Genomic DNA, 22,202 nt, shown 5'->3' with positions numbered 1-22,202 from the left:
GGGGTGACCGATGGCCGACACGATCCTCATCCTCGGGCCGGTCGTCTTCAAGTCGTTCGAGATCCCCGAGAACATCAACTTCGGTGGTCGGCAGATGCTGACCACCCACCGCCTCATCGGGGGCGAGCGCATCGTCGACGCGATGGGCTCCGATCACGCCGACCCGCGCTGGGCGGGCCTGTTCTTCGGTCCCGACGCGATGGCCCGGGCGCGGCTGCTGGACGGCCTGCGCCAGGCCGGCGCCCAGATCCCGCTGGCCTGGGGCGGCCTCTACTTCCAGGTCGTCATCTCGACGTTCGAGGTCACCTACGAGAAGGCCTACCAGATCCCCTACCGGATCGGGTGCCACATCGTGTCCGACCCGACCGGCGTGGCCAGCATCGCCATCGGCGCGTCCCTCGATGCGCTGGTGTCGGGCGATCTGTCGAGCGTTGACGCCCTGCTGGCCACCGCCGGCTCGGCCGCGCTCTCCACCGCGGTGGGCACGCTCGAGACCGCCGTGGATGCCGCCGGCACGCTGTCGACCGCGTCCCTGTCCACGCTGACCGGGATCGCGAACACGGTGCCGGCGATCGCCGCCATCGCCTCGACCGCCTCCAATGCGATCGACGCCACGCTGGCCGCCACGGTCGACAACGTCGGCGTCGACCCGGCCGCCCTGGCCGCGTCCCTGTCCGCGCAGGCCTCCGCCACGCTCCAGCAGAGCGCCCTGCAGGACTGCGCCTCCTATCTCGGGCGGGTGCAGGCCAACCTCGTCAACGCCAGCGCCTGAGGAGAGCCATGGCCGACATCGTCACGGCCGCCGTCAACACGGTCATCACCGTGACCGGCGGCACCCTGTTCGCCATCGCCGCGCAGTATCTCGGCGATGCCACGCAGTGGAACCGGATCGCGAGGCTTAACGGCCTCACCGACCCCTTCCTGACCGGCACCGTCACCCTGCGCATCCCGCCGGCCAACGCCAACGCCGGCAACGGCGGCATTCTCTTCCAGTGAGGTCACCATGGGCCAGGTCCGATATCCGCGCGCCTGGCTCGTCCTGGGCGGGCGCCCGGTGCTCTGCCTGCAGGCCTCTGCCCATGTGAACCGGCTCTCGTCCTCCGACACCTTCAACGCGACGCTCCCCATGTCGGCGCTGGCCCGGGCCGGGCTGTCGGTCGGGTACTTCGTGGACACCGCGCCAATCGAAGCCACCCTGGACATGGGGCTCACCGCGGACGGCTCCGACCGCAAGACCATCGTCGACGGCAAGCTGACCTCGATCGAGTTCGACTGGGCCGGCGGGACGCTCCAGATCTCGGGTCGCGACAACGGCGCCGAGGCGCTGGAGAAGAAGTCGAACGAGAAGTTCCTCAACCAAAAGGCCGAGGACATCGTCCGCACAATCGCGGGCCGGCATGGCCTCACGGTCGTGACCAGCGGCTCCTCGAGCACCGGCAAGGCCGGCAAGCTCTATGGCAGCGACTTCGCCAAGCTGACCGACCAGATGAGCGAGACCACGCTCCTGCAGCACCTCGCCGACCGCGAGGGCAAGAGCTGGTACGTCAAGGCCAAAAAGCTCTACTGGATCGACGGCGAGGACAAGTCCGAGGGCACGCTGCGGGTCACCTACCGGCCGCCTTCGGCGACCGACTACGCCTCCGGCAACTTCCTGCGCCTGCGCCACGTCCGCAACGTGAAGCTCTCGGGCAAGGCCACCGTCAACGTCCGGTCGTGGAACCACAAGACCAAGCAGGCCATCACCTCCAAGAAAGAGCTGGAGGGCAAGGGCGAGGGCGTCACCTACGAGTACCGGCTGCCCAACCTCACCCAGGACCAGGCCGACAAGATCGCCGAGAAGCGGCTCTCCGAGAACACGCGCCACGAGATCTCGATCGAGGTCGAGATGCCGGGCGATCCCACCGTGGATGCCCGCATGAGCCTGGAGCTCAACGGCACCGGCACCGCCCTCGACCAGACCTACGCCATCGACAGCATCGACCACGAGATGTCGGCCGACGGCGGCTACCGCATGTCGATCCGCGGCAAGAGCGCCGCCAAGGGCAGGAGCAGCTCGTGAGCGAGGACCTGATCTGGCTGATCCGCCGTGAGGTCTCGCGCATGATGCAGACGCGCTCGGCGCCTCGCATCGGCACGGTCACCTCCTACGATCCGCAGAAGCACGCGGTGAAGGTTAAGCTCCAACCGGAGGGCGTCGAGACCGGCTGGATCCCCATCGCGGCGGCGCACGTCGGCAATGGGGTCGGGATCGCGGTCGGGCCCCAGCCCGACGATCAGTTCATGGTCCACTTCCACGAGGACGACCCTGACAGCGCCATCGCGGTAGGCCGGGTATTCTCCGACAAGGACCAGCCCCCGGTCGCCCAGGCCGGCGAAATCGTGATCCAGACCCAGGCCGGCGTCGTCATCAAGGCCGACAAGGACGGGAACCTGTCGATCGCCACCAACGGCAAGCCCATCGCCATCAACGGCGGTTCGGGGGCGATGACGATCACGGCCGGCTCGCTGAACATCAACACGTCCGGCCAGCTCAAGCACAACGGCGTCAACGTCGGCTCCACCCACGTCCACACCAACGTCCAGCCTGGCCCGTCGAACACCGGCGGCCCGACCTGAGGTGATCCATGCCCGACATCGACCACCTGTTCGGGTCCGACCTCACGGCGTCGGGCTCGGGCGGGCTTCTGGCCGTCGACGGCTCGCAGCGCGGCCTCGAGCGCGTGCTGCGACGCCTCCTCACCAACCCCGGCGATTACATCTGGCATCCTGAATATGGGGCCGGCCTGCCGCGCTGGGTCGGCGAGACCCTGGATGTCGAGGCGCTGACCTCGCTCATCCGCTCCCAGATCTTCCTCGAGGCCGCCGTCGCGCGGACCCCCGAACCGGTCATCACCGTCTCGCCGATCCTCAACGGGGTCGTGGTGCGGATCGTCTACTCCGACGCCGAGACCGGCAAGCAGCTGACCCTCTCTTTCGACGTGAGCGTGTGACATGGCCAACCTGAACACCCGCTCTTTCACCCAGCTCGTGCAGGCCCAGGCCGCGGCCATCCAGGCCCGCGCCACCGCGCTCGTCGACTTCACCATCGGATCGATCCTGCGTGCCGTGGTCGAAGCGAACGCGGCCATCGGCCTGTGGCTCCAGGGGCTCATCCTCCAGGTCCTCACGCTGGCCCGGGCCTCGACCTCGGTCGGCACCGACCTGGATAGCTGGGTGGCCGACTTCGGTCTGTCCCGGCTCGGCTCGGTCGCCTCCGCCGGCACGGTCACCTTCTCCCGCCTGACCGCGACCGGGACCGCGCTCGTGCCCGTGGGCGCGGTCGTCCAGACCGCCGATGGCACGCAGTCCTTCACGGTGGTGATCGACACGGCGAACTCGGCATATTCGGCCACGCTCGGCGGCTACACCATGGCCGCCACCGTCGCCTCGGTGAACGTGCCGGTGAAGGCCAACACGCCGTCGCTGGCCTCCAACGTGCTCGCCGGCACCATCACGGTGATGACGACGACGATCGTGGGCGTCGACGCGGTGACCAACGCCGCGACGATGACGGGCGGCGCGGACGCCGAGAGCGACGTGCAGCTGCGCACCCGCTTCCTGGCCTACATCGTGGCCCTGTCCAAGGCCACGCGGGCGGCTGTCGGCTATGCCGTGTCCAGCCTGCAGCTCGGGCTGTCCTACACGATCACCGAGAACGCCAACTACGACGGCTCCCCGAACCCCGGCTACTTCTACGTGGTCGTCGACGACGGCACGGGCACGCCGAGCTCGACCCTACTCACCCAGGTCTATGGGGCTGTGGACGCGGTGCGGCCGGTCGGCACGACCTTCGCGGTGTTCGCTCCGGTGGTGGTGCCGATCAACGTCTCGATGACGCTCACGATCCTCACCGGCTACGACGCCAACACCGTGAAGGGCATCGTGGGCACGGCCATCACGGCCTACATCCGGGCCTGCGGCCTGGGCGTGCCCATCAACTACACCAAGCTGGCGCAGGTCGCCTACGACGCCTCGCCTGGCGTGACGAACGTCAGTTCGCTGCTCCTGAACGCGGGGACGGCCGACGTGGCCATCTCGGCGAAGCAGATCAGCTCGGTCGGCACGATCACCATCTCCTGAGGAGCCTCATCGATGGCGACCGGCGACACCAACGACATCCTGGCGCGGCTGCGGAAGGTCCTGCCGCCCTGGTTCCCCGACACCGCGCCGGTCCTGAGCGCGTTGCTGACCGGCTTCGCGACGGTGGCGGCCGGCTACTACACGATGATCGCCTTCGCGCGGCTCCAGATGCGCATCGCGACCGCGACCGCGCCGTACCTGGACCTGATCGCCTACGACTTCTTCGGCCGGCGCATCAAGCGGGGCGTGAACCAGTCGGACGCGTCGTTCCGGCTGACGATCACCAAGGAAATCCTGCGGGTGCGCGCCACGCGCGCGGGCCTGCGCCAGATGCTGATCGACCTCACCGGGCGCACCCCGGTGATCTTCGAGCCCGAGCTGTCCACCGACACGGGCGGCTATGGCAGCCTGTCGCCAGCCACGGCGCGGGGCCTCGCCTACGGCCTGGCCGGCGGCTACGGCTCGCTCCAGCTGTCCAACCAGTTCTTCGTCACGGCCTACCGGCCCTCCACCTCGGGCATCCCGCTCATCAACGGCTATGGCCAGCCCGCCGGCGGCTACGGCCAGGCGAGCCGGGCGGCCTACGGGTCCCTGTCGAACATCGTCGGCGCCGTCACGGACGCCGACATTTACGCCGCCGTCGCTTCGGTCATCCCCGCCGGGTCGACCGCCTGGACCAAGCTGGTCTGACGCTCCCTCCCCATCGAGGCCCTTCATGAACCGTCTCATCACCTATCCGGGTGCGATCCCGCTCGACACGGATCTTCTCTACACCAACAAGTACGCGATGATCGGCCTCGGCTGGCTGGCCCAGGCCTGCCTGGGAACGAGCACCGTCGTCGACGGCTTCACCTGCATCCAGCAGGCCGCCCCGAACCTGACGGTGCAGCTCACCGCCGGCGCGATCTACACCTACACGAGCACCGACGCCTCGGCCTATGGCTCGCTTGCCTTGGACACCACCCACAGCCTGGTCAAGCAGGGCCTGCTGCTCGACACGGTGAACCTCGCCTGCGCGGCGCCGGGCACCTCGGGCCAGTCGATCAACTACCTGATCCAGGTCCAGTTCTCGGAGACGGACGGCGGGTCGACGGTTCTGCCCTACTACAATGCCGCCAACCCCTCGGTGGCCTATTCGGGCCCGGGCGGTGCGGGCACGTCGAACTTCACCGTTCGCCAGGGCGGCGTGGCCTACTCGGCCAAGGCCGGCACCGCGGCCGCCACCGGATCGCAGGTCACGCCCACGCCCGACGCGGGCTACACCGGTCTGTTCGTGGTGACGGTCGCCTTCGGCCAGACCCAGATCCTGAACTCGAACATCACGCAGTACGCCGCCGCGCCGTTCCTGTTCGCTAAGCTGGGGACCATCCCCCAGCTGATCCAGAACCAGACCGTGACGGCCTTCGCCGACAGCGGCACGGCGAACGCGCTGGTCATCACCCCGCTGCCGGCGGTCTCGGCCTATTCGGCCTACCAGCGGTTCACGATCAAGAAGTCGGCCGCGGCCAACACCACCACGACCCCGACGCTCAATGTCAGCGGCCTGGGCGCCAAGACGCTGGTGCGCGCCGACGGCACGGCGTTGGTGGCCGGCGACCTACCGGCGTCGTGCGTGTTCGACGCGGTCTACGACGGAACCAGCTTCCGTGTGGTCAGCGGCGGCCTGCCGCAGTCGGTCATCAACATCGTCAACAACAAGCCGCTGTTCGGCCTGGTGGCGCTGCCGGCGACCACGTTCAACGTCGCAGGCGGCGGCGTATCGGTCACGGTCAGCACCTACGGCACGGTCACCAACAATTTCAGCACCTCCACCTTCTCGAGCGGCATCCTGACCATCGGGACCGGCGAGGACGGCTGGTATCTGATCTCGGGCTGGCTCGGCACCAACCTGGCGGTCCCGGGCACGTCGAGCACCCTCAACCCCTATGGCTGGGTGCAGGCCATCGGCCTCTCGACGGACGGCGGCTCCACCTACCCCTCGGTGGGCGGCAGCTCGAACGGCGGCAACGGCGGCATGGTGACCGGCCCGTTCTCGGCCGGCAGCGTCGTGCGCAAGCTCAACGTCGGCGACAAGGTCCTCCAGAGCTTCGCGCAGAACTCCAGTCAGACGCAGAACTCCCCGTGCGGGTTCAGCGTGATCTTCCTCGGCAAGTGAGGCCGCCCCATGCAAGTCACCAACGACGATGTCGCCAAGATCGGCGCCGCCCTCGGCGCCGACGCCCACCGCCTCATGTTCTTCCCCGCCGTCGACGGCAACGGGGAGCAGCTGGGGCACGGCACCCTCAAGGTGCCCGACGATCTCGCCGCGGCCGTCGCGGCGCTGGATCTCACGAAGCTCTCGGCGATCCCGCGTGACGCCTACCGCGCCGAGTGCGCACGGCGGATCGAGGCGATCGCGAGCGACGCCACGCAGCGCAACATGTCCGCCTACTTCGCGCTGCTGGGCCTCAAGGGCACGCTGTCGTCGGCCGAGGAGGCGCAGGTTGCCGCGTTCCAGGGCGCCGTCCAGTGGATCGCGTCGATGCGGTCCACCTGGCGGGCGCTGGCCGATGCCGGCGATCCCGACTACACGGCCGACGCGAAGTGGCCGGCGGTCCCGGCCGCGGCCGCGGCGCTCGCCGCGCAGTTCTGACGCCATGGCGCCCGCATGAGCGCATCCACATGGCTGGTCATCCTCGCCGCCGCGGTCCTGAACAGGGTCCGCGGCGGTGGCTTTTTCGGGGACCGCCTTCCCGGCCATCCCCGCTTCTGGGTCGCGCCCCTGATGGGCGGGCTTGCCGCCGTGCACCATCCCCCGCTGGCGGCGGCGGCGCTCGGCGCGGCCTGGCTCTACTGGTCCCTGCTGCCCTGGGGCCGCTGGTACACCTTCGGCGCCGTCACCCCCGACCGGCCGCCGACCACCTTCGAAGCCGCCGTCGAGGTCCTCGCCGGCGACGACCACGTCCTGGCGTTCTCGATCCGCAACACGATCGCCTTCGCCCCGATCTGGCTGGTGCATCCCTGGGCCTGGCTCGCGGGATGGGTCCAGACCGCCCTCTACGCCTTCGCCAAGGCCGTCGCCCCGCCGGCCATCTTCGTGCCCGTCGCTGAGATCCTGACCGGCGCGCTGTGGGGCCTGCTCCTCATCCTCACCTGAAACCCTGCCACGGAGCCTCCCCGTGCGATCCGACCTGCTTCACGTCGTCACCGTGATCAACAACCCCATGCGCTGGGCGACCCGGAACAAGCTGTTCCTCCAGTTCGTCCACCACATGCTCGAGAGCGGTGTGAACCTCACCATCGTCGAGTGCGCCTACGGCGACATCCCGCACCTCCATGCGGATCTCGCCCGCCTCGATCCATCCGGCAAGCGCCTGCGGCACGTCGCGGTCCACGCCAAGACCCACCTGTGGATCAAGGAGAACCTGATCAACATCGGGCTCCAGAACCTGCCGGCGGGCTGGAAGTACGTGGCGTGGGTGGACGCCGACATCACCTTCCGGCGCCGGGATTGGGCCGAGGCCGCGGTCTACGCCCTGCAGCACTACGACGTGATCCAGCCCTGGTCCGACTGCTACGACCTCGGCCCCAACGGCGAGCATGTCGGGCATCACCTGTCATTCGGCCGCAACTGGGTCGAGAAGCCCGAGTGCATCGGGCGCGGCGCTCCCTACGAGTTCTCCCACCCGGGCTACGCCTGGGCGGCGACCCGCCGGGCGCTGGAGGCTGTCGGCGGCCTGATCGAGACCGCGGCGCTCGGCGCGGGCGACCATCACATGGCGCTCGCCCTGGTGAACAAGGCGCGGCACTCCATGCCGGGCTGGATCTCGAAGGCCTACGAGCGGCCGATCTTCGCCTGGCAGGACCGGGCGCAGCACCACATCGCCGGCAACCTCGGCTACGTGCCCGGCACCATCGAGCACGGCTGGCACGGCACGAAGGCCTCGCGCCAGTACATCTCCCGCTGGGACATCCTCATGCAGCACGGCTTCGATCCCGACGTGGATCTCAAGCGCAACCTGCATGGCGTGCTCGAGCTCGCCGGGAACAAGCCCGAGCTGAAACGGGCGATCACCGCCTATTTCAGCAGCCGCAACGAAGACCGCAACTGTCTGTGAGGGACTGACCATGCCCACCTGGCCCCTCCAGTCGCAGTGCGACAGCTTCTACGGCAACCCGCGCGGCACCAACGGGCAGGAGAACCCTGTCTGGAAGCTCCAGAACATCGTCAATATCGTGCCGCCGTTCCGGATGCTCTACGGCGGCGCGCCGGTCCGCTCGGTGCGGATCCACCGCAAGTGCGCCGACGATCTGCGCATGATCCTGGCCGAGATCTGGGAGAGGTGCGGGCACGACCAGACCAAGGCCGATGCCTGCGGGATCACCGACTACGGCGGCTCCTATGAGTTCCGCCTGATGCGCGGCCGGTCCTCGCTCTCCATGCACAGCTACGGCTGCGCCATCGACTTCGACGTGGACCGCAACGGCCACCACGCCGCCAAGCACTTCTTCCAGCCCGGCGACGTCGTCGTCAGCACGTTCGAGGCCCACGGCTGGGTCTGGGGCGGGCGCTGGGCTGGCACCAGCGTGGACGCCATGCACTTCCAGGCGGCGCGCGTCGGCTGACGACTTCCCCAAGCCCTCCATCGAACGGGACTTCCCATGATCCGCTCTTACCCCTACGAGCGGCCGATCACCTTCGGCCGCGTTGCGTTCTCGATCTTCCTCCTCCTGATCGCGCTGCTCGTCGTCCTCTCGACGCTGCCGGCGTTCGCGGCGGATGCCACCGCGACGACCGTCCTCAACCTCCGGCCGCTCTTCGACCTCGCCATCAGCTACGGCGAGCCGCTGGTCCTGGCCCTGGCGGCGTGGATCGCGGCCCGGCTGATCGCGGCCATCACCAAGACGCTCGGCCTGTCGATCGACGACAAGCAGCGCCAGGTCGTGAACGATGCCCTCGACAAGGCCATCGCCTACGGCTTCTCCCAGGTGAAGGGGATGGGGGGTGCCTCGCCCACCATCGACCTCAAGTCGACGCTGGTGGCCCATGCCGCGCAGTATGCGCTCGAGGCGGTGCCTCAGGCCCTCAAGCACTTCAACATCACGCCTGACCGGCTGGAGGCCATGATCCTGGCCCGCGTCGACGCGGCGGTCCCTGCGGCCCCGAAATGAGCACCGGCACCCAGCTCGCGCTGTGGCTCCTCGCCCTCCTCGTGGGGGGCGGGGGGATCGCCGGGGTCGTCATGACCCTCCTGAAAAACCAGAAGAAGCTCGGCCAGAAGACGACCGAGGTCGAGATCCTGACCAAGGAGGCGAAAGATGCGGCCGTCACGGGCGCTATCGTTGCTGAGCGCGTCGATCGCTCTGATGTCGTTGGCCGGATGCGGAACAGTCAGTTCTGACCACCTGACCCGTTGCCCTCCCCAAAAGTCCTACTCGGCCGCGTTCCAGAAGCGTGCCGCCGCCGAGCTGGAGGCCCTGCCGGCGGGGTCGGCGGTCGCCGAGCTGGTCGCCGACTACGGCCAGGAGCGCAAGGCCTGCCGGGCCATCGGAGGTGCGAATGCCTCCTGAGCTGGTCGCACTGGCGCAATCCCCCGTCGCTGTCGCCCTGGCGACCGCGATCCTCACGTTTCTCGGCACCTGGCTCACGCAGCGGGGGAAGATCGAGGCTGAAATGACCAAGATCCGGGCCGAGGCGAAGAAGGCCTCGTCCGAGACCAAGTCGCGCGAGCAGCTGTTCTACGAGCAGGCCATGGCGAGCGTGCGCCTGGTGATGGATGGGGCAACCCAGCAGATCACCGAACTGCGTGAGGAGATCCGCGACCTCAAGAGCGAGGTCGAGGACCTGAACGATCACGTCGAAACGCTGTCGGGCCTCCTGAGGGAGGCTGGCCGCGAAGTGCCGTCGCGCAGGCGGCCCAAGCCCAATCCTGCCGCGACCTGACACCATCTCTGGAGGATCCCATGGTCCGCTTCAACCGCTGCCTCATGGCTGGCGCGCTGGCGCTCGCCCTCATCGTCCCCGCCGCGGCTCGTGCCGGCTACTGCTGGCCGCTGCCCAACTTCCAGGCCAGCCTGGCAAGGCACAACGTCGAGGCCCAACCGGTGGCGCCGACCGCCTTGCCGGAACTCACCCGGCTGTTCAACCTGACACCGCCCGCCTCGCGCGACACCTTCGACGACGCCATGGCCGTCGAGGAAGGGGGCGGGGCGACGATCGCGCTCCTGATCGGCTCGGAGGTGTGCGGCACGCTCACGATCATGCCGCCCATGTGGCAGATGATGCGGACCCGCGTCCTCGCCGGCCGGTCGTGAGGCCGCATCATGGGAAAGGCATCGCCGGATCGGCGAAAGATCCTCCAGCACACCATCGAGGTCCTCAAGAAGTCGGGCAACGGCCCTGACGCCGCCGTCCAGCTCGGGGTCTCGCTGCGCGCCGTCCACGGCCGACTCGCGGAGGCCAAGTCGCTGGGCCTGGTGCCCCGCGACTTCATGAGCCGGCGCAAGGAGGTGTCGACGCCGGCCAGCCGCATCGAGGAGCGGGACGCCCGGTTCTGGCGCAACCGGGCCGCCAAGCTCCAGAAGGAAGCGAGCGAGCTCGAGCACGTCGTGGAGCAGCTCTCGGGCCTGCACGGCGTCGACCAGGTGGTGCCCGCCTGGGCGAAGCCGAGAGACGACGGTCCCAGGGGCCGGTCCGTCATCGGCTGCCTGATCAGCGACGTCCACATGGGCGAGGTCATCAGCGCCGAGGCGATCCTGGGCATCAACGCCTTCGATCCCGACATCGCGGCCGCGCGGCTGCGCCGGTACTTCGAAGCCGCGTGCGTGGTGGGCGGCCGCTGGTCGGCCGACACCGAGTGCGAGGGTGTCCTGCTGGCGCTTGCCGGCGACCTGATCTCCGGCGACATCCACGAGGAGCTGCGGATCACCAACGCGATGACCTCGCACGACCAGGTGGGCGCGGTCGTCGCCGTGCTCGTCGCCGGCATCCGGATCTTGCTGGAGGCCTATCCGCGGGTCCACGTCGTGTCGGTCCCGGGCAACCATGGCCGCACGACCTTCAAGCCCACCGCCAAGCTCTACGCCCACCTGTCCTACGACATCCTGGCCACCAGGATGCTGGAGCAGCACTTCGCCGGCGACGATCGCGTGACCTGGCAGTACGGCAAGTCGACCGACCAGATCACCCCGATCTTCGGCCGGACGATCCTGACGACCCACGGCGACAAGATCGGGACCAGGGGCGGCATGGGCTTCGCCGGGCCCGATCTGCCCATCGTGCGCGGGTCGAAGAAGGTCAGGGAGCAGCAGGCGGCCGTGGGCTGGACCCACGACATCGTCCAGTTCGGGCACTACCACTGGACCACAAACCCGGCCAACGGCCGCGTCCTGGGGAACGGCTCGGTCCCGGGCTACAGCGAGTACGCGGCGGACCTGCGTGCCGTCGCCGAGCCGCCGCAGCAGTGGCTTTACCTGCTCCACAGCCGGTGGGGGCTTCGCGAGCGGGCGCCGATCCAGCTCGAGGCGCCAAAGCAGGTGGCGCGGCCTCGCGTGCGGATCCCGGCGGCCATGGAGCGGCGGTGATGGCTCATCCCCTCATCACCGCCCTGGCGGGGCGCCAGGGCTTCGTCTACCTGGCCACGCCCTACACCAAGTACCCGAGCGGCCACGTCGCGGCGTACCTCGCCGCGAGCCGGGTGGCGGGCGAGCTGGTGAACCAGAACATCCGCGTGTTCTGCCCCGTCGCGCACAGCCATCCCGTCGCCGTCCACGGCGGCGTCGACCCGGCGGCCTACGACATTTGGACCTACCAGAACGCGGCCTTCCTCGACCTGGCCCACACGCTCGTCGTCGCCAAGCTCCCGAGCTGGAAGCTGTCGCGCGGTGTCGACGAGGAGATCGAGGCCTTCATCCAGGCTGGCAAGCCCGTCATCCTGACCAATCCGGAGCTGACCGAATGCGAGACGCTAACGAGCCGGTGAGGGCCGGCGACGTGCTGACCCGGGCCGCGGCGCTCGTGGCCGGCGACCGGGAGGCCACGCACGGCTCCAAGGTCGAGAACTTCGCGGCGATCGCCGCGGTGTGGAATGGGATCCTGGAGGCCCGTCGCATAAACGGGCTGAGCGGGCCCCTGAACGGGCACGACGTCGCGAACCTGATGGAGGGGATGAAGATCGCGCGCCGCTACAGCGGCTCATTCAATCCCGACGACTACATCGACGGCGCCGGCTACGCCGGGGTGGCCTACGAGGTGGAGCGCTCCCGGCTCGACGGCTGGCGCGACGACTGGCGCAAGGACCAAGAGAAGAAGCCGCCGGTGGCGACTTACCTTGCAGAATGATCATGACCCCCATCGCCTCGCGGCGGTGGGGGTCTTTTTTTCGTTTCAGGGGTCAGCGCGGGGTCCTCAGGAACACCAGCGCGCCGTCGCACCACGCCGGCCAGTCGACCGCACTGTCACGGTCCATCGCGTCGCTCATCGTGCGGATGCGGATGCGGGTCCATGCGTCCTGGGCGGCATCGACGCCGAGCGCCTTTGCCTCGCTGGCGACCTTCTCGGCCAGCCCTTCGGGGAGCGGGCCTTTCAGCGCGACGCATCGGCGGCCATAAAGGTCCAACATGCCCACGGCTGCCACGGCGTAGTCGCGGGGCGAGTGGGCTTGGGCATAGGCCGGGCCGGCGAGAGCGAGGGCGGCGAGAGCGAGGGCAGGGGCACGCATGGCACGTTCCTGGTTTGAGCACCTGGAACATGGCTGCTCTTGTCAAAACGTGTAAGGGCACGAACCGTGAACAAAGCCCTTGCGGAATTGAGCAAGAAAGAGGTACCGGGCGGCCTCCGAAAAGTTGACACTTTGGGCCCGAAAGGACCCCTAACCTGGGTCTAAAATGTGTCAAACTCCGTTGAAATCGCTACTAAAACTCGGGCCTGTCACGCCGGAGGTCGCGGGTTCGAGCCCCGTCTCTCGCGCCACTTTCCTCTCGGAAATCAGTGGTTTGCAAATCCGCCGCCGCGGCCGGATCGGATTCCGGTCGGCGCGTTCCGACTTGTCTGCCTGAACCGATTTCGTCCCTGATTGTCGTCCCGCCCCCATGGCGCGCCAGGCTGCCCCCTGGAGGCGCCGTCACGTTCGCCGGCGCGATCGATCCGGGATGGACCGCGCCTGCGAAGGGCGTCGCGCGGCCGCCTGAGGCGGCCGCCGTGGGGGCCTCGCACACCGGCGGCGCCCTCACCCCTGCCGGATGCGCTTCGTCCAGGCGACCAGGGAGACAAGGAGGGCGCGGACGAACTCGCGTGTGGGTTCGTCGGTCAGCCTGCCGTTCGCGTCGAACTTGCTCTGCGCCTGGCCGATCATCACCTCCGGCTTGTTGATCGGATGCGCGTTGAGGAAGACGAGCATCTGCCGCAGCTGGTACTGCGCGCGGGCGGTGCCGAGGATGCCGCCGCTCACGCCCATGATGGCGACGGGCTTCTCGTTGAACGGCTGCTCGGGCGGGCGGGAGGCCCAGTCGATGGCGTTCTTGAGCACGCCGGGGATCGAGTAGTTGTACTCGGGGGTCACGATGAGCAGCGCGTCGGCCGCGGCGATCTGGTCGCGCAGGCGTTGCACCGTGGCCGGATAGCCGGCCTGGCGGATGTCGTCGTTGTAGTGCGGCAGGTCGCCGATCTCCGCGGTCTCCAGCACCACGCCCTCGGGCAGCAACTCGCGCGCCGCGTGGAGGGCCGCCGTGTTGTAGGAGCCTTTGCGCAGGCTGCCGGACAGGCCGAGAATCTTCATCGGGGGGTCTCCGTGGATCGGGTGGGTGTCGGCGGCCAGATTAGTGGAAACCGCCCGCGGCGCCCACGGCGCGGCGCCTGCACCGTCGCAATCCGTCCCTTGCGGAGAGGAGATGCGCTCGACGGCGTCCTGAGGCGATCACAGGGCTGCGCCGGCTCCCGCAAGCCGCCGCATCGCACCATGCGAGGCTTCAGACACCGCCCCGCGGCGCGAAGAAGCAGGGGCGCAGCGCACCGGGTGCGATGATCTGCGTCTGCGGCCGCTTGTCGTGCCGGCACCAGTGGAACTCGTCGTCTTGGCTCTGGCGGGCCTGCTCGAACGGCACCTTCTGTCCGTTGGGCAGGATCCAGCTCGTCTCGTCGCGGGTCATCTGCCGCACCGAAAGCATCTCGCAATCGGTGCCCGAGCAGCACTCGAGCGGGTACCAGGAATGGGCAAGGGCGGGACCAGCGACAAGGATAAAGGCAAGCACTGCAGGCCGGATCATGCGCAGCCTCCTGTGTGTCACCGCCACGACGGTGTCGGAGGTCAGAACGCGCGAGCGGCGAAAGGGCTGCAGTTAGGACCGAAATCCTTCAATGCGCAGCACGTCGAAAATCATGGGCGGTCTCGGCCGCCGCACGACAGGCGCCGGCCCTGCCGCCGGCTACTTGCACCAATACGTCGGTCGGGCGGGAGCCGATGCGGCTCCGACGACCAGCGGCGCACCGAACAGCGTGCAACTCATCCCGGCCTGGGGCGTGTCGTACATGCCGGTGGCGGGACGGGCCGGGCTGCGGGCCGGCGCGGGGGCGGCCTTGGCGGCCGAGGCCGCGGCGGGGGCCGCCTTCGGCGCCGCGACGCAGGCCCCGCGGGACGAGAGCTGCTGGCCCGGGCCACAGACGATGGGGAGGCACTCGTCGCCGCTGGCCCTGGTTCCCGTCGCGCAGGCGAGCGGGCAGACGCGCTCTTCGCGACTGCGCAGGGCCTCCAGCGTCTCCGCGGCAGCCACCTTCGTCTCCAGGGACGTCTTGGCGAATGTGTTGAACCGCGTCAGGGCCGATCGGGTCGACGCGTTCCAGGTGCCGTCGGCGCGGCCGGGATCGCATCCGACGCGCTTCAGTTCCGCCTGCACCAGACGGGTCAGTTCGCCCTCCGTGAGGCTGCGGGCCTGCTGCGGAGCGGCTTCCGGCGTGGTCTGCGGCACGGCTGGCGGGGAGAGCGGCCGGGGCAGGGCGGCGACCTGCTGCGACGCCGCGGACGATGCACTGGCCGCGCCGGCGACCCCGGAGGTCTTCTCCACGATCTTGAGCCTGGCAAAGCCGGCAAAGGGACAGGTGGGGAACAGGCGGACGTGTTCCTCGTAGAACTCGACCCGGTCGACCTTCTCCGCCTGCGCCCAATGGGCGCCGGCATAGCCGCAGGCATCCTGGACGGGAGCCGGAGCGACGGCGACCGGCGGCGCCAGGCCCGCAATCGCGGGGGCCGCCGGCTTGGCCGCTTCCGCGGGCCCGAGCGTCAGGGTCGAGCCGCCGAGCGATCCATAGACGAAGGGTTCCTGCCGCTGTCCGGTGGCGGACAACACTTCGTCGCGCACCGTGCCGAGCGCCAGGCGGATGTCGAGACCCGGCTTCGCCACGTGCCGCGCCAGCGCGGTCGTGAACGGGCTGTTCGCGCCGGTGCCGTCCAGGGCGACCGTCCCGGCCTTGGCGGCATAGGCGATCAGGGTGCCGGTCGAGGCCGGCTCCGCCCGGGCCAGCCCGCGGCCGACGGACCGCTGCCCGACGCTGCGCTGCATCGAGGCGAGGAAGGGATTGTCGCGGCAGGCGTCGAGGATGACGAGTTTCAGCCGCTTCACCCGGTCGATCGCCTCCAGCACGCGGTCGAGCGGCACGGCCTCGTCCTTGACGTCGCCATCCGCCGACAGGCGGGCATCGACGGGAATGAGGTAGTTCTGCCCGTTCATCTCGATGCCGTGGCCCGAGTAGAACACCACGCCCACGTCGGCATCCGCCGCCTTGTCCTCGAAGCGCCGCAAGGTCTGGCGCAGGCTGCGCTCGTCCTGGTCGAGGGCCGTGTCGACCACGTCGAACCCGGCCTCGCGGAGCGTTTTCGCCATCAGCGCGACGTCGTTGCCGGGGTTCCGCAGCGCAGGCACGGACTTGTAGGCGCCGTTGCCGATGAGAAGGGCGACCTTGCGCTCGGCGTGCGCGGGAGACGCGACCGCCAGGAGCGTGACGAGAAGCAGCAGGACGATGCGGACGATGGGCATGGCGGTCTGACGGCGCCTCCGACGACAGGCTCTCGAATGCAGGGCGGTCGCATGATGCTCCAAGAGCCCACCCTGTCCTGCGCCGGTTGTCGAGAAAAAATCTGTCGTCCTGGGCACCGGAGCGTTCCTGGGCATGGGCGATGCGGTTGCGGTCCAGACGTGGCCGCCGGCCGGCTCGGCGGGCCCTTCAGGCTTTGCGGCCGGCGCGGATGCCACCTTCTGGCTCACTTGCACCAATAGACCGGCCGTTGAGGTTGCCCGCCGTTGAAGGCACCCCCGCCACCGAACCTGTTGCAGGTCATGCCCGCTTGCGGGGTGTCGTAAACACCGGCCGCCCCGCCTCCGGTCGTCCGAGCCGGTTCGGCCGCCTGGGCGGGCGCGGGCTCCGGCGCGGCCTTCGCCGTCGGCGCGGGCTTGGGGGCGGTTTGGGGGACCGCGACGCAGGCGCCCCGCGGCGAGAGCTGCTGGCCGGGCCCGCAGACGACGGGGACGCACTGGTCGCCGCTGGCGCGCAGGCCCGTGGCGCAGGCGAGAGGGCAAACGCGCTCGTCCCGGCCGCGCAGGGCCGCGAGGGCCTCCTCGGAAATCGCCTTCGTGTCGAGGGTCGTCTTCGCGAAGGTGTTGAAACGCGTCAGCGCCGACCGCGTCTGGGCGTTCCAGGATCCGTCGACCTTGCCGGGTTCGCAGCCGACCCGCTGCAGTTCCAGCTGGACGGAGCGCACCAGTTCGCCTTCCGACAGGCTGCGCTGGGCGGGTGGCGCGGGGGTCGGAACCGTCGGCGGCAGTGCGGTCGGCGGGGGAACGGCCTGGGGCAGGCTCGCCACCTTCTGGGAGGCGGGTGCCGTCTTCTCCGCGATCCGGATGCGGGCGAAGCTCGCGAAGGGGCAGGTGGGAAAGAGCTTCAGGTGCTCTTCGTACAGCTCGACCCGGTCGAGCTTTTCGGCCTGGCCCCAGTGGGCGCCGGCATAGCCGCAGGCGTCGGGCGCCGGCCCGGGGGCGGGCACGGCGGCGACCGCCGGGGGCGGCGGCGCCGCGGCCTTGGGCGGCTCGAGGGGGCCCAGGGTCAGCGTCGATCCGCCGAGCGAGCCATAGACGAACGGTTCCTGCTTCTGGCCCGTGGCCGCCAGGACCTCGTCGCGGACCGTGCCGAGCGCCAGGCGGATGTCGACGCCGGGCCGCGCGACGTGCTTGGCCAGGGCGATCGTGAACGGGCTGTTCGCGCCGGTCCCGTCGGCCGCCGTCGTCCCGGCCTTGGCCGCATAGGCGATGAGGGTGCCCGTCGCGGCTGGCTCCACCCGGGCGAAGCCGCGTCCGGCCGACCGCTGCCCGGCCGAGCGCTGCATCGTGGCGATGAACGGGTTGTCCCGGCAGGCGTCAAGGATGACGAGCTTCAGGCGCTTCACGCGCTCGACCGCCTCGAGCACCCGGTCCAGCGGGATCGCCTCGTCCTTCACGTCGGCGTCGGCGGCAAGGCGGGCGTTCACGGGCACGAGGTAGTTCTGCCCGTTCATCTCGATGCCGTGCCCGGAATAGAACACGACGCCGACATCGGCGTCGGCCGCCTTGTCCTCGAACCGGCGCAGGGCCTGGCGCATGCCGCGGTCGTCAAGGTCGAGGGCGGTCTCGACGACGTCGAAGCCGGCGTCTCGCAGCGTCCGCGCCATCAGCGCGACGTCGTTTGCTGGATTTCGCAGGGGCGCGACCGAACTGTAGGCCGAATTGCCGATGAGCAGCGCGACCTTGCGCTCGGCGAAAGCCGGCGTGGCCAGTCCCAGGGCCACGAGAACGAACAGAACGGCGTAGCGGACCACGGCAATACAACCCCAGCTCAACGTCGTGCATCAACCTATACAACATTGCTAAACGCCAACACCTTAAAGTCTGTGCGCAAGGGCACGTCGACAGGCGCTTGGGACAACAGCGTGAAGGAACGTGCTTAAAGCTTGCCGGCCCGCAGCCGCGACACGGCGGCGAGGACGGTCGACGTGCGGGCGAGGGCTTCAAACGCCTGTTTCGCCTCGCCGGGGTGGCCGTCTTGCGCCAGCGCATGGGCGGCGGCGAACGCATCGGCCTCCTCGCGCCGCACGCAGGCCCGCGGCAGGAAGACCGTCACCGGGCGGCTCATGCCGGCGGGAACGACGTCGTCCAGCGCCAGGAACTGGTCGAGGCCGATCGCGGCGGCCGCGCCCGGCCCCACGAGAACCGGCACGCCGTAGGGCTTGCCGAGCGCCTCCAGGCGCGCCGCCAGGTTCACCGTGTCCCCGATGGCCGTGTAGGACAGGCGCCCCTCGGTGCCCATGTTGCCGACCGACGCCTCGCCCGTCTCGATCCCGATGCGGAAGCGGATGGGATCGGGCGCGCCGGCCTCCTCGGCGTCCAGGGCCGCCATGGCCTCCAGCCCGGCGGCGAGCGCCCTGCGGGCGTGGTCGGGCTGGGCCGCCGGCGCGTTCCACAGCGCCATCACCGCATCGCCGATGAACTTGTCGACATAGCCGCCGTTCGCGTCGACCGCCCTCACCATGGTGGAGAGGCAGCGGTTGACGAGCGCGATCGCCTCGTCGGGCGGGCGCCCGTCGACCCGGCGGGTGTAGCCGGCGATGTCGGAGAACAGCACCGTGACCTGGCGCGTCTCGCCGCCCAGCGCGGGCAGCGTCTCCTGTGCGGCGAGTTCGGCCACGAGCGTGGGCGAGAGATAGCGGCCGAAGGCGGTGCGGATGAGCCTTTCGCGCCGCTCGATCACCAGGAAGCGGAACGCGAGCACGCAGGCCGCCGTCGCGACCAGCCCCGCCAGCGCCGGCGACACCGTGAGGTGGATGAAGGCCATGGGCGCCAGTACGGCCGCCGCCAGCACCAGCACGGCGAGGCCGGCGAGGCCCGCGATCACGGCGGGGATCGACCAGGCCACGGCGATGCCGCCGGCCGTCATGGCGGTGATGCCGGCCAGCGTCGCCACGGGGATGGCGCCCGCCGGGGCCAGCGCCCGTCCCTCCAGCCGGGCCGCCGTGGCGGCCGCGTGCAGGTAGACGGCCGGGACCCATCCGGTCGCCGGCGCGGATGGCCGGGGCTCGCCGAGGGTGCAGGGTTCGGAGGGCGGCGGCGGCGCCGGGCCACGCGGCCAGGCGCGCAGGACCAGCCTGTCGCCCGCGCTGCGCCGGTCCTCCTCCGGCAGGACCGAGCCGACGAAGACCACGCGCCCCGCCACCCGGCGCGCCAGGTCTCCTCCGTCGGGAGCCGCGGCCAGGCAGCGTCGCCAGGCGCCGAGCCCGATGGTGGGGATCATCGTCTCGAGGGGGCCGTCGAGCCGTGGGCGCGTGCCGGCCGGAGCCGACCGGCGCGCCTGCCCGCCGGCGGCCACGACGGCGGCCTCGTGCAGGGACGCGAGCAGGGTCCCGTCCAGTCCGGGGAACCGTGCCGCCATCTCCCGGGCCACGCCGTCGGGGTCTGACACGATCTCGGCGAGGCCGAGCCGCTCGGGATGGGCCTCGGCATCGAGCGCCAGCCGGTAGGGCATGGCGGGCAACTGGCCGCCGCTGCGGGCCAGCACCACCTTGTCGGCGTGGTCCTGGATGGCTTCGAGGAAGGGGCCGTCGACGCCGCCCTGGCCGACCTTCTGCCGCCGCAGCCAGTCGTCGACCGACAGCGCGAACATGAAGTCGTACACGACGGCCTTGGCGCCGGCCTTGATCAGCGACGTGGTGAGATCGCCCCAGACGGGCCCGAACAGGAGGCGAGGGGTGCCCCTGAGGTCCCGCGCGGCGAGACTGTCGCCGTCGACCGCGAGCACGGCGACGCTCGTGCTGGGGGCATGCTCCGCGCCGGCCTCGTAGCGGACGAGGGTGCCGGCGTCGTCGATCAGTCCGTCAAGTGCGGGCCAGCACAGCCAGGGCGAGGCAAAGGTGATAGCAAGCGCCATCATGGCGGCAGCAACGAACGGGTAGCGGCTGCGTGTCATGATGGTTTGCCCGGCCCGCCGGGCGCGCCGCTTCTGATGGATCCGTGAATCACCTGCGCTGGAGCCGTATCGATGACCCGAGTGGGATGGCTAGCATTGGGACTGGCGGTGACCATGTCCAGTGGCGCGTTCGCGCAGGCCCAGGACGAGGACAACGGCCTCGCCCTGGCGACGGTCACCGCGGTCAGCGGCCCCGTCAGGTCCAAGCTGAAGCCCTTCACCAGTTTCAACGCCCCGACCTCGATCGAGATCGGCGCCGGGAGCCAGGTGACGGTCGTCCACCACCGCAACTGCGTGAAGGTCGAGATCTCCGGCGGCAAGCTCGACGTGAGCTTCGCGGGGCTCGAGACCACGGGCACGGTCGGCAAGCGCGAGCGCGTGGCCTGCCAGGGCATGACCATGGCCGAGACGTCGGGCGTCGCCGGTGGGGTGCTCATGCGCTCCAGCAGGCCCGGCCCGACCGGCACGCCGTCGGTCGCCATGGCGATCGAGGGCGGTCCCCGCGTCAAGGCGGGCGCGTCGATCCGGCTGACGGTCACGCCTGGGATCCGCGCCGCGGTGTTCGTCTACGACCAGGACCACTCGGGCGAACTCACGCTCATCCAGAAGCCGGACGGCGGCAAGGGCGCGGCCGTCCCCGCCGGCACGCCTGTGATGGTCCCCGACAATGCCGCGGCCCGCATCCAGGCGAGCTCGGATCCGGGCGAGGGCCGCGTCATCGCCTTCGCCGTCGCGCCGGAGAGAAGTCCGTGCGGCTATCTCGACCTGTTCGAGAGCGGCAGGCCGAAGACGCTGGCCGAACTCTCGGCCGCCATCCGGGCCCGCGCCAAGGCGGTGGCCGCCTGCGCGCCGACGCCGCAGGCCCCCATCGTGTCGGACCTGCTCTACACCATCGTGCGCTGAGGCGCCGCGCTGCGGGTCGCCGCCGCGAAGGCGCATAGACCGGTAAAATCGGTGGGAAACCCACGTCCCCGGTGACGTTCCCGGCCAGGATCGTGCATGTCTCGGCAAGGATCATGCATAAGGCCTGACCGAGGAGATCCATCATGCTCGTTCGAACGATTTTGGGCGCGACCGCCGCGCTGATGCTGACCGGCACCGCTCACGCCGCCGACAAGCCGACCCTCACCGTCTCGGTGTTCGGCATTTCGCAGGACGTCTACAAGCGCGACCTCTACACCCCGTTCGAGGCCAAGTGCGGCTGCACGGTGGTGATCGAGGCCGGCAACGCCAGCGAGCGCCTGGCCAAGCTCGAGGCCAACAAGGCCAACCCTGTCGTCGACGTGACCGCGATCGCCGACTTCGTGGCCCTCGACGCGGCGAAGAAGGGCCTCCTGCAGCCCATCGACACGGGCAAGCTCGCCAACTTCGGCAAGCTCTACGACATCGCCAAGGATCCGCTCGGCGACAAGATGGCGGTCGGCTACACCTTCTACTCGACGTCGATCGTCTACCGCACCGACAAGGTGAAGATCGCGTCCTGGAAGGACCTGTTTCAGCCGGCGCTGAAGGGCCGCGTGGCGCTGCCCAACATCGCCACCACCCAGGCGCCGATCCTGCTCAGCATGCTCGACAAGGCGCTCGGCGGCACGACGCCGGACTACGGCAAGGCGATCGACGCCATAGCCGCCAACAAGGGCGACATCGTCACCTTCTACGCCCGCGGCGCCCAGGTGCCCCAGCTCATGGAGCAGGAGGAGATCTTCGCGGCCGTGGTCGGGCGCTTCGACTGGCCGAGCATCCGCAAGGTGCAGATGCCGATCGCCTGGGCCACGCCCACGGAGGGCATGGGCGGCGGCATGAACGTGCTCGCCATCGTCAAGGGCTCCAAGCAGGTCGACCTCGCCCACCAGTTCATCGACTACTGGCTCTCCGAGGAGGTCCAGACCAAGATCTCCAACGCCCTCGTCGACAGCCCCGCCAACAAGGACGTGAAGCTCGCCGACGACAAGGCCCAGGCACTCACCTATGGCGCCGACACGGTCGCCTCGCTGAAGCTCATCAAGCCCGCCGACCTGCTGGACAACCGCGAGAAGTGGCTCGCGGGCTGGAACGGCAAGGTCGCGCGGTGAGGATCGGACGTCTGGTGAAGTAGAGGCGCGCCCTCTCTCCGCGCGTCATGCCC

General features: G+C 69.7%; 27 protein-coding genes. 21 read left to right on the top strand and 6 right to left on the bottom strand.

The features are described from left to right. The first annotated feature begins 10 nt into the window (after positions 1-10). The 19 genes from Q0Q47_RS08200 (at position 11) to Q0Q47_RS08110 (ending at position 12,439) form a co-directional block, all read left to right on the top strand. Positions 11-772 (top strand): hypothetical protein, encoded by a 762-nt coding sequence (locus tag Q0Q47_RS08200; RefSeq protein WP_293857195.1) that lies wholly within the window; start codon positions 11-13, stop codon positions 770-772. Positions 773-780: 8 nt separating this feature from the next. Continuing rightward, positions 781-996: a LysM peptidoglycan-binding domain-containing protein gene (locus tag Q0Q47_RS08195; RefSeq protein ID WP_293857192.1), complete on the top strand. Its 216-nt coding sequence runs from the start codon at positions 781-783 to the stop codon at positions 994-996. 7 nt (positions 997-1,003) lie between these two features. After that, on the top strand, positions 1,004-2,059 hold the full coding sequence (locus tag Q0Q47_RS08190; protein ID WP_293857190.1) for a phage late control D family protein: 1,056 nt from the start codon (positions 1,004-1,006) through the stop codon (positions 2,057-2,059). Further along, positions 2,056-2,616, top strand: coding sequence for a phage baseplate assembly protein V (locus Q0Q47_RS08185; RefSeq protein WP_293857188.1), 561 nt, complete (start codon positions 2,056-2,058; stop codon positions 2,614-2,616). The genes Q0Q47_RS08190 and Q0Q47_RS08185 overlap by 4 nt, the downstream gene beginning before the upstream one ends. Positions 2,617-2,624: 8 nt before the next feature. Further along, entirely contained in the window at positions 2,625-2,990 is a 366-nt protein-coding gene (locus tag Q0Q47_RS08180; RefSeq protein ID WP_293857186.1) for a hypothetical protein, read from the top strand. A gap of 1 nt (position 2,991) precedes the next feature. Further along, a complete protein-coding gene (locus tag Q0Q47_RS08175) occupies positions 2,992-4,119 on the top strand; it encodes a baseplate J/gp47 family protein (protein ID WP_293857184.1) in 1,128 nt (375 codons plus the stop codon). A 12-nt stretch (positions 4,120-4,131) separates the two neighbouring features. Then, the gene (locus Q0Q47_RS08170) at positions 4,132-4,809 is read left to right on the top strand and encodes a hypothetical protein (RefSeq protein WP_293857182.1); all 678 of its coding nucleotides are present in this window, start codon (positions 4,132-4,134) and stop codon (positions 4,807-4,809) included. Between the two features lie 25 nt (positions 4,810-4,834). Next, positions 4,835-6,274 (top strand): hypothetical protein, encoded by a 1,440-nt coding sequence (locus Q0Q47_RS08165; protein ID WP_293857180.1) that lies wholly within the window; start codon positions 4,835-4,837, stop codon positions 6,272-6,274. Between the two features lie 9 nt (positions 6,275-6,283). Then, on the top strand, positions 6,284-6,751 hold the full coding sequence (locus Q0Q47_RS08160) for a hypothetical protein (protein WP_293857178.1): 468 nt from the start codon (positions 6,284-6,286) through the stop codon (positions 6,749-6,751). A gap of 15 nt (positions 6,752-6,766) precedes the next feature. Beyond that, positions 6,767-7,255 (top strand): hypothetical protein, encoded by a 489-nt coding sequence (locus Q0Q47_RS08155; RefSeq protein WP_293857176.1) that lies wholly within the window; start codon positions 6,767-6,769, stop codon positions 7,253-7,255. Between the two features lie 22 nt (positions 7,256-7,277). Continuing rightward, positions 7,278-8,216, top strand: coding sequence for a hypothetical protein (locus tag Q0Q47_RS08150; RefSeq protein ID WP_293857175.1), 939 nt, complete (start codon positions 7,278-7,280; stop codon positions 8,214-8,216). Positions 8,217-8,226: 10 nt separating this feature from the next. Then, entirely contained in the window at positions 8,227-8,724 is a 498-nt protein-coding gene (locus tag Q0Q47_RS08145) for a M15 family metallopeptidase (RefSeq protein ID WP_293857174.1), read from the top strand. 36 nt (positions 8,725-8,760) lie between these two features. Further along, the gene (locus Q0Q47_RS08140) at positions 8,761-9,270 is read left to right on the top strand and encodes a hypothetical protein (RefSeq protein WP_293857173.1); all 510 of its coding nucleotides are present in this window, start codon (positions 8,761-8,763) and stop codon (positions 9,268-9,270) included. Then, a complete protein-coding gene (locus Q0Q47_RS08135) occupies positions 9,267-9,500 on the top strand; it encodes a hypothetical protein (protein WP_293857172.1) in 234 nt (77 codons plus the stop codon). Before Q0Q47_RS08140 ends, Q0Q47_RS08135 begins: the two co-directional genes overlap by 4 nt. Before the next feature lie 158 nt (positions 9,501-9,658). Continuing rightward, positions 9,659-10,042, top strand: coding sequence for a hypothetical protein (locus Q0Q47_RS08130; RefSeq protein ID WP_293857171.1), 384 nt, complete (start codon positions 9,659-9,661; stop codon positions 10,040-10,042). 20 nt (positions 10,043-10,062) lie between these two features. Continuing rightward, positions 10,063-10,413: a hypothetical protein gene (locus tag Q0Q47_RS08125; RefSeq protein ID WP_293857170.1), complete on the top strand. Its 351-nt coding sequence runs from the start codon at positions 10,063-10,065 to the stop codon at positions 10,411-10,413. Positions 10,414-10,422: 9 nt separating this feature from the next. Further along, the gene (locus tag Q0Q47_RS08120) at positions 10,423-11,682 is read left to right on the top strand and encodes a hypothetical protein (protein WP_293857169.1); all 1,260 of its coding nucleotides are present in this window, start codon (positions 10,423-10,425) and stop codon (positions 11,680-11,682) included. Continuing rightward, positions 11,682-12,080: a DUF1937 family protein gene (locus Q0Q47_RS08115; protein WP_293857168.1), complete on the top strand. Its 399-nt coding sequence runs from the start codon at positions 11,682-11,684 to the stop codon at positions 12,078-12,080. The genes Q0Q47_RS08120 and Q0Q47_RS08115 overlap by 1 nt, the downstream gene beginning before the upstream one ends. Then, positions 12,056-12,439: a DUF6378 domain-containing protein gene (locus tag Q0Q47_RS08110; RefSeq protein ID WP_293857167.1), complete on the top strand. Its 384-nt coding sequence runs from the start codon at positions 12,056-12,058 to the stop codon at positions 12,437-12,439. Before Q0Q47_RS08115 ends, Q0Q47_RS08110 begins: the two co-directional genes overlap by 25 nt. A gap of 52 nt (positions 12,440-12,491) precedes the next feature. Here the strand turns inward: Q0Q47_RS08110 and Q0Q47_RS08105 are convergent, their stop codons facing one another. From Q0Q47_RS08105 to Q0Q47_RS08080, 6 genes are all read right to left on the bottom strand, one after another. Next, positions 12,492-12,818 carry a hypothetical protein gene (locus Q0Q47_RS08105; protein ID WP_293857166.1) on the bottom strand — a complete coding sequence of 109 codons (327 nt, stop codon included), beginning with the start codon at positions 12,816-12,818 and terminating at the stop codon, positions 12,492-12,494. Between the two features lie 507 nt (positions 12,819-13,325). Then, positions 13,326-13,874 carry an NADPH-dependent FMN reductase gene (locus tag Q0Q47_RS08100; RefSeq protein ID WP_293857165.1) on the bottom strand — a complete coding sequence of 183 codons (549 nt, stop codon included), beginning with the start codon at positions 13,872-13,874 and terminating at the stop codon, positions 13,326-13,328. A gap of 190 nt (positions 13,875-14,064) precedes the next feature. Continuing rightward, positions 14,065-14,361, bottom strand: coding sequence for a hypothetical protein (locus tag Q0Q47_RS08095; RefSeq protein WP_293857164.1), 297 nt, complete (start codon positions 14,359-14,361; stop codon positions 14,065-14,067). Positions 14,362-14,520: 159 nt separating this feature from the next. After that, positions 14,521-16,125, bottom strand: coding sequence for a caspase family protein (locus tag Q0Q47_RS08090; RefSeq protein WP_293857163.1), 1,605 nt, complete (start codon positions 16,123-16,125; stop codon positions 14,521-14,523). A gap of 224 nt (positions 16,126-16,349) precedes the next feature. Beyond that, positions 16,350-17,936 carry a caspase family protein gene (locus tag Q0Q47_RS08085; protein ID WP_293857162.1) on the bottom strand — a complete coding sequence of 529 codons (1,587 nt, stop codon included), beginning with the start codon at positions 17,934-17,936 and terminating at the stop codon, positions 16,350-16,352. Positions 17,937-18,061: 125 nt separating this feature from the next. Beyond that, the gene (locus Q0Q47_RS08080; RefSeq protein WP_293857161.1) at positions 18,062-20,077 is read right to left on the bottom strand and encodes an adenylate/guanylate cyclase domain-containing protein; all 2,016 of its coding nucleotides are present in this window, start codon (positions 20,075-20,077) and stop codon (positions 18,062-18,064) included. A 72-nt stretch (positions 20,078-20,149) separates the two neighbouring features. On the opposite strand from Q0Q47_RS08080, the gene Q0Q47_RS08075 reads away from it, so the two are divergent. Together Q0Q47_RS08075 and Q0Q47_RS08070 are read left to right on the top strand one after the other, a co-directional pair. Next, positions 20,150-20,980, top strand: a complete 831-nt coding sequence (locus Q0Q47_RS08075; protein ID WP_293857160.1) for a hypothetical protein — start codon at positions 20,150-20,152, stop codon at positions 20,978-20,980. 143 nt (positions 20,981-21,123) lie between these two features. Next, complete coding sequence (locus tag Q0Q47_RS08070) at positions 21,124-22,149, top strand: PotD/PotF family extracellular solute-binding protein (RefSeq protein ID WP_293857159.1); 1,026 nt, start codon at positions 21,124-21,126, stop codon at positions 22,147-22,149. The last annotated feature ends 53 nt before the right edge of the window (positions 22,150-22,202 follow it).

Source organism: uncultured Alsobacter sp., from assembly GCF_945952055.1.
Classification (GTDB): Bacteria; Pseudomonadota; Alphaproteobacteria; order Rhizobiales; family Beijerinckiaceae; genus Alsobacter.
The sequence above is the reverse complement of the archived record's forward strand: the minus strand, read 5'-3'. Positions and strand labels throughout refer to the sequence as shown.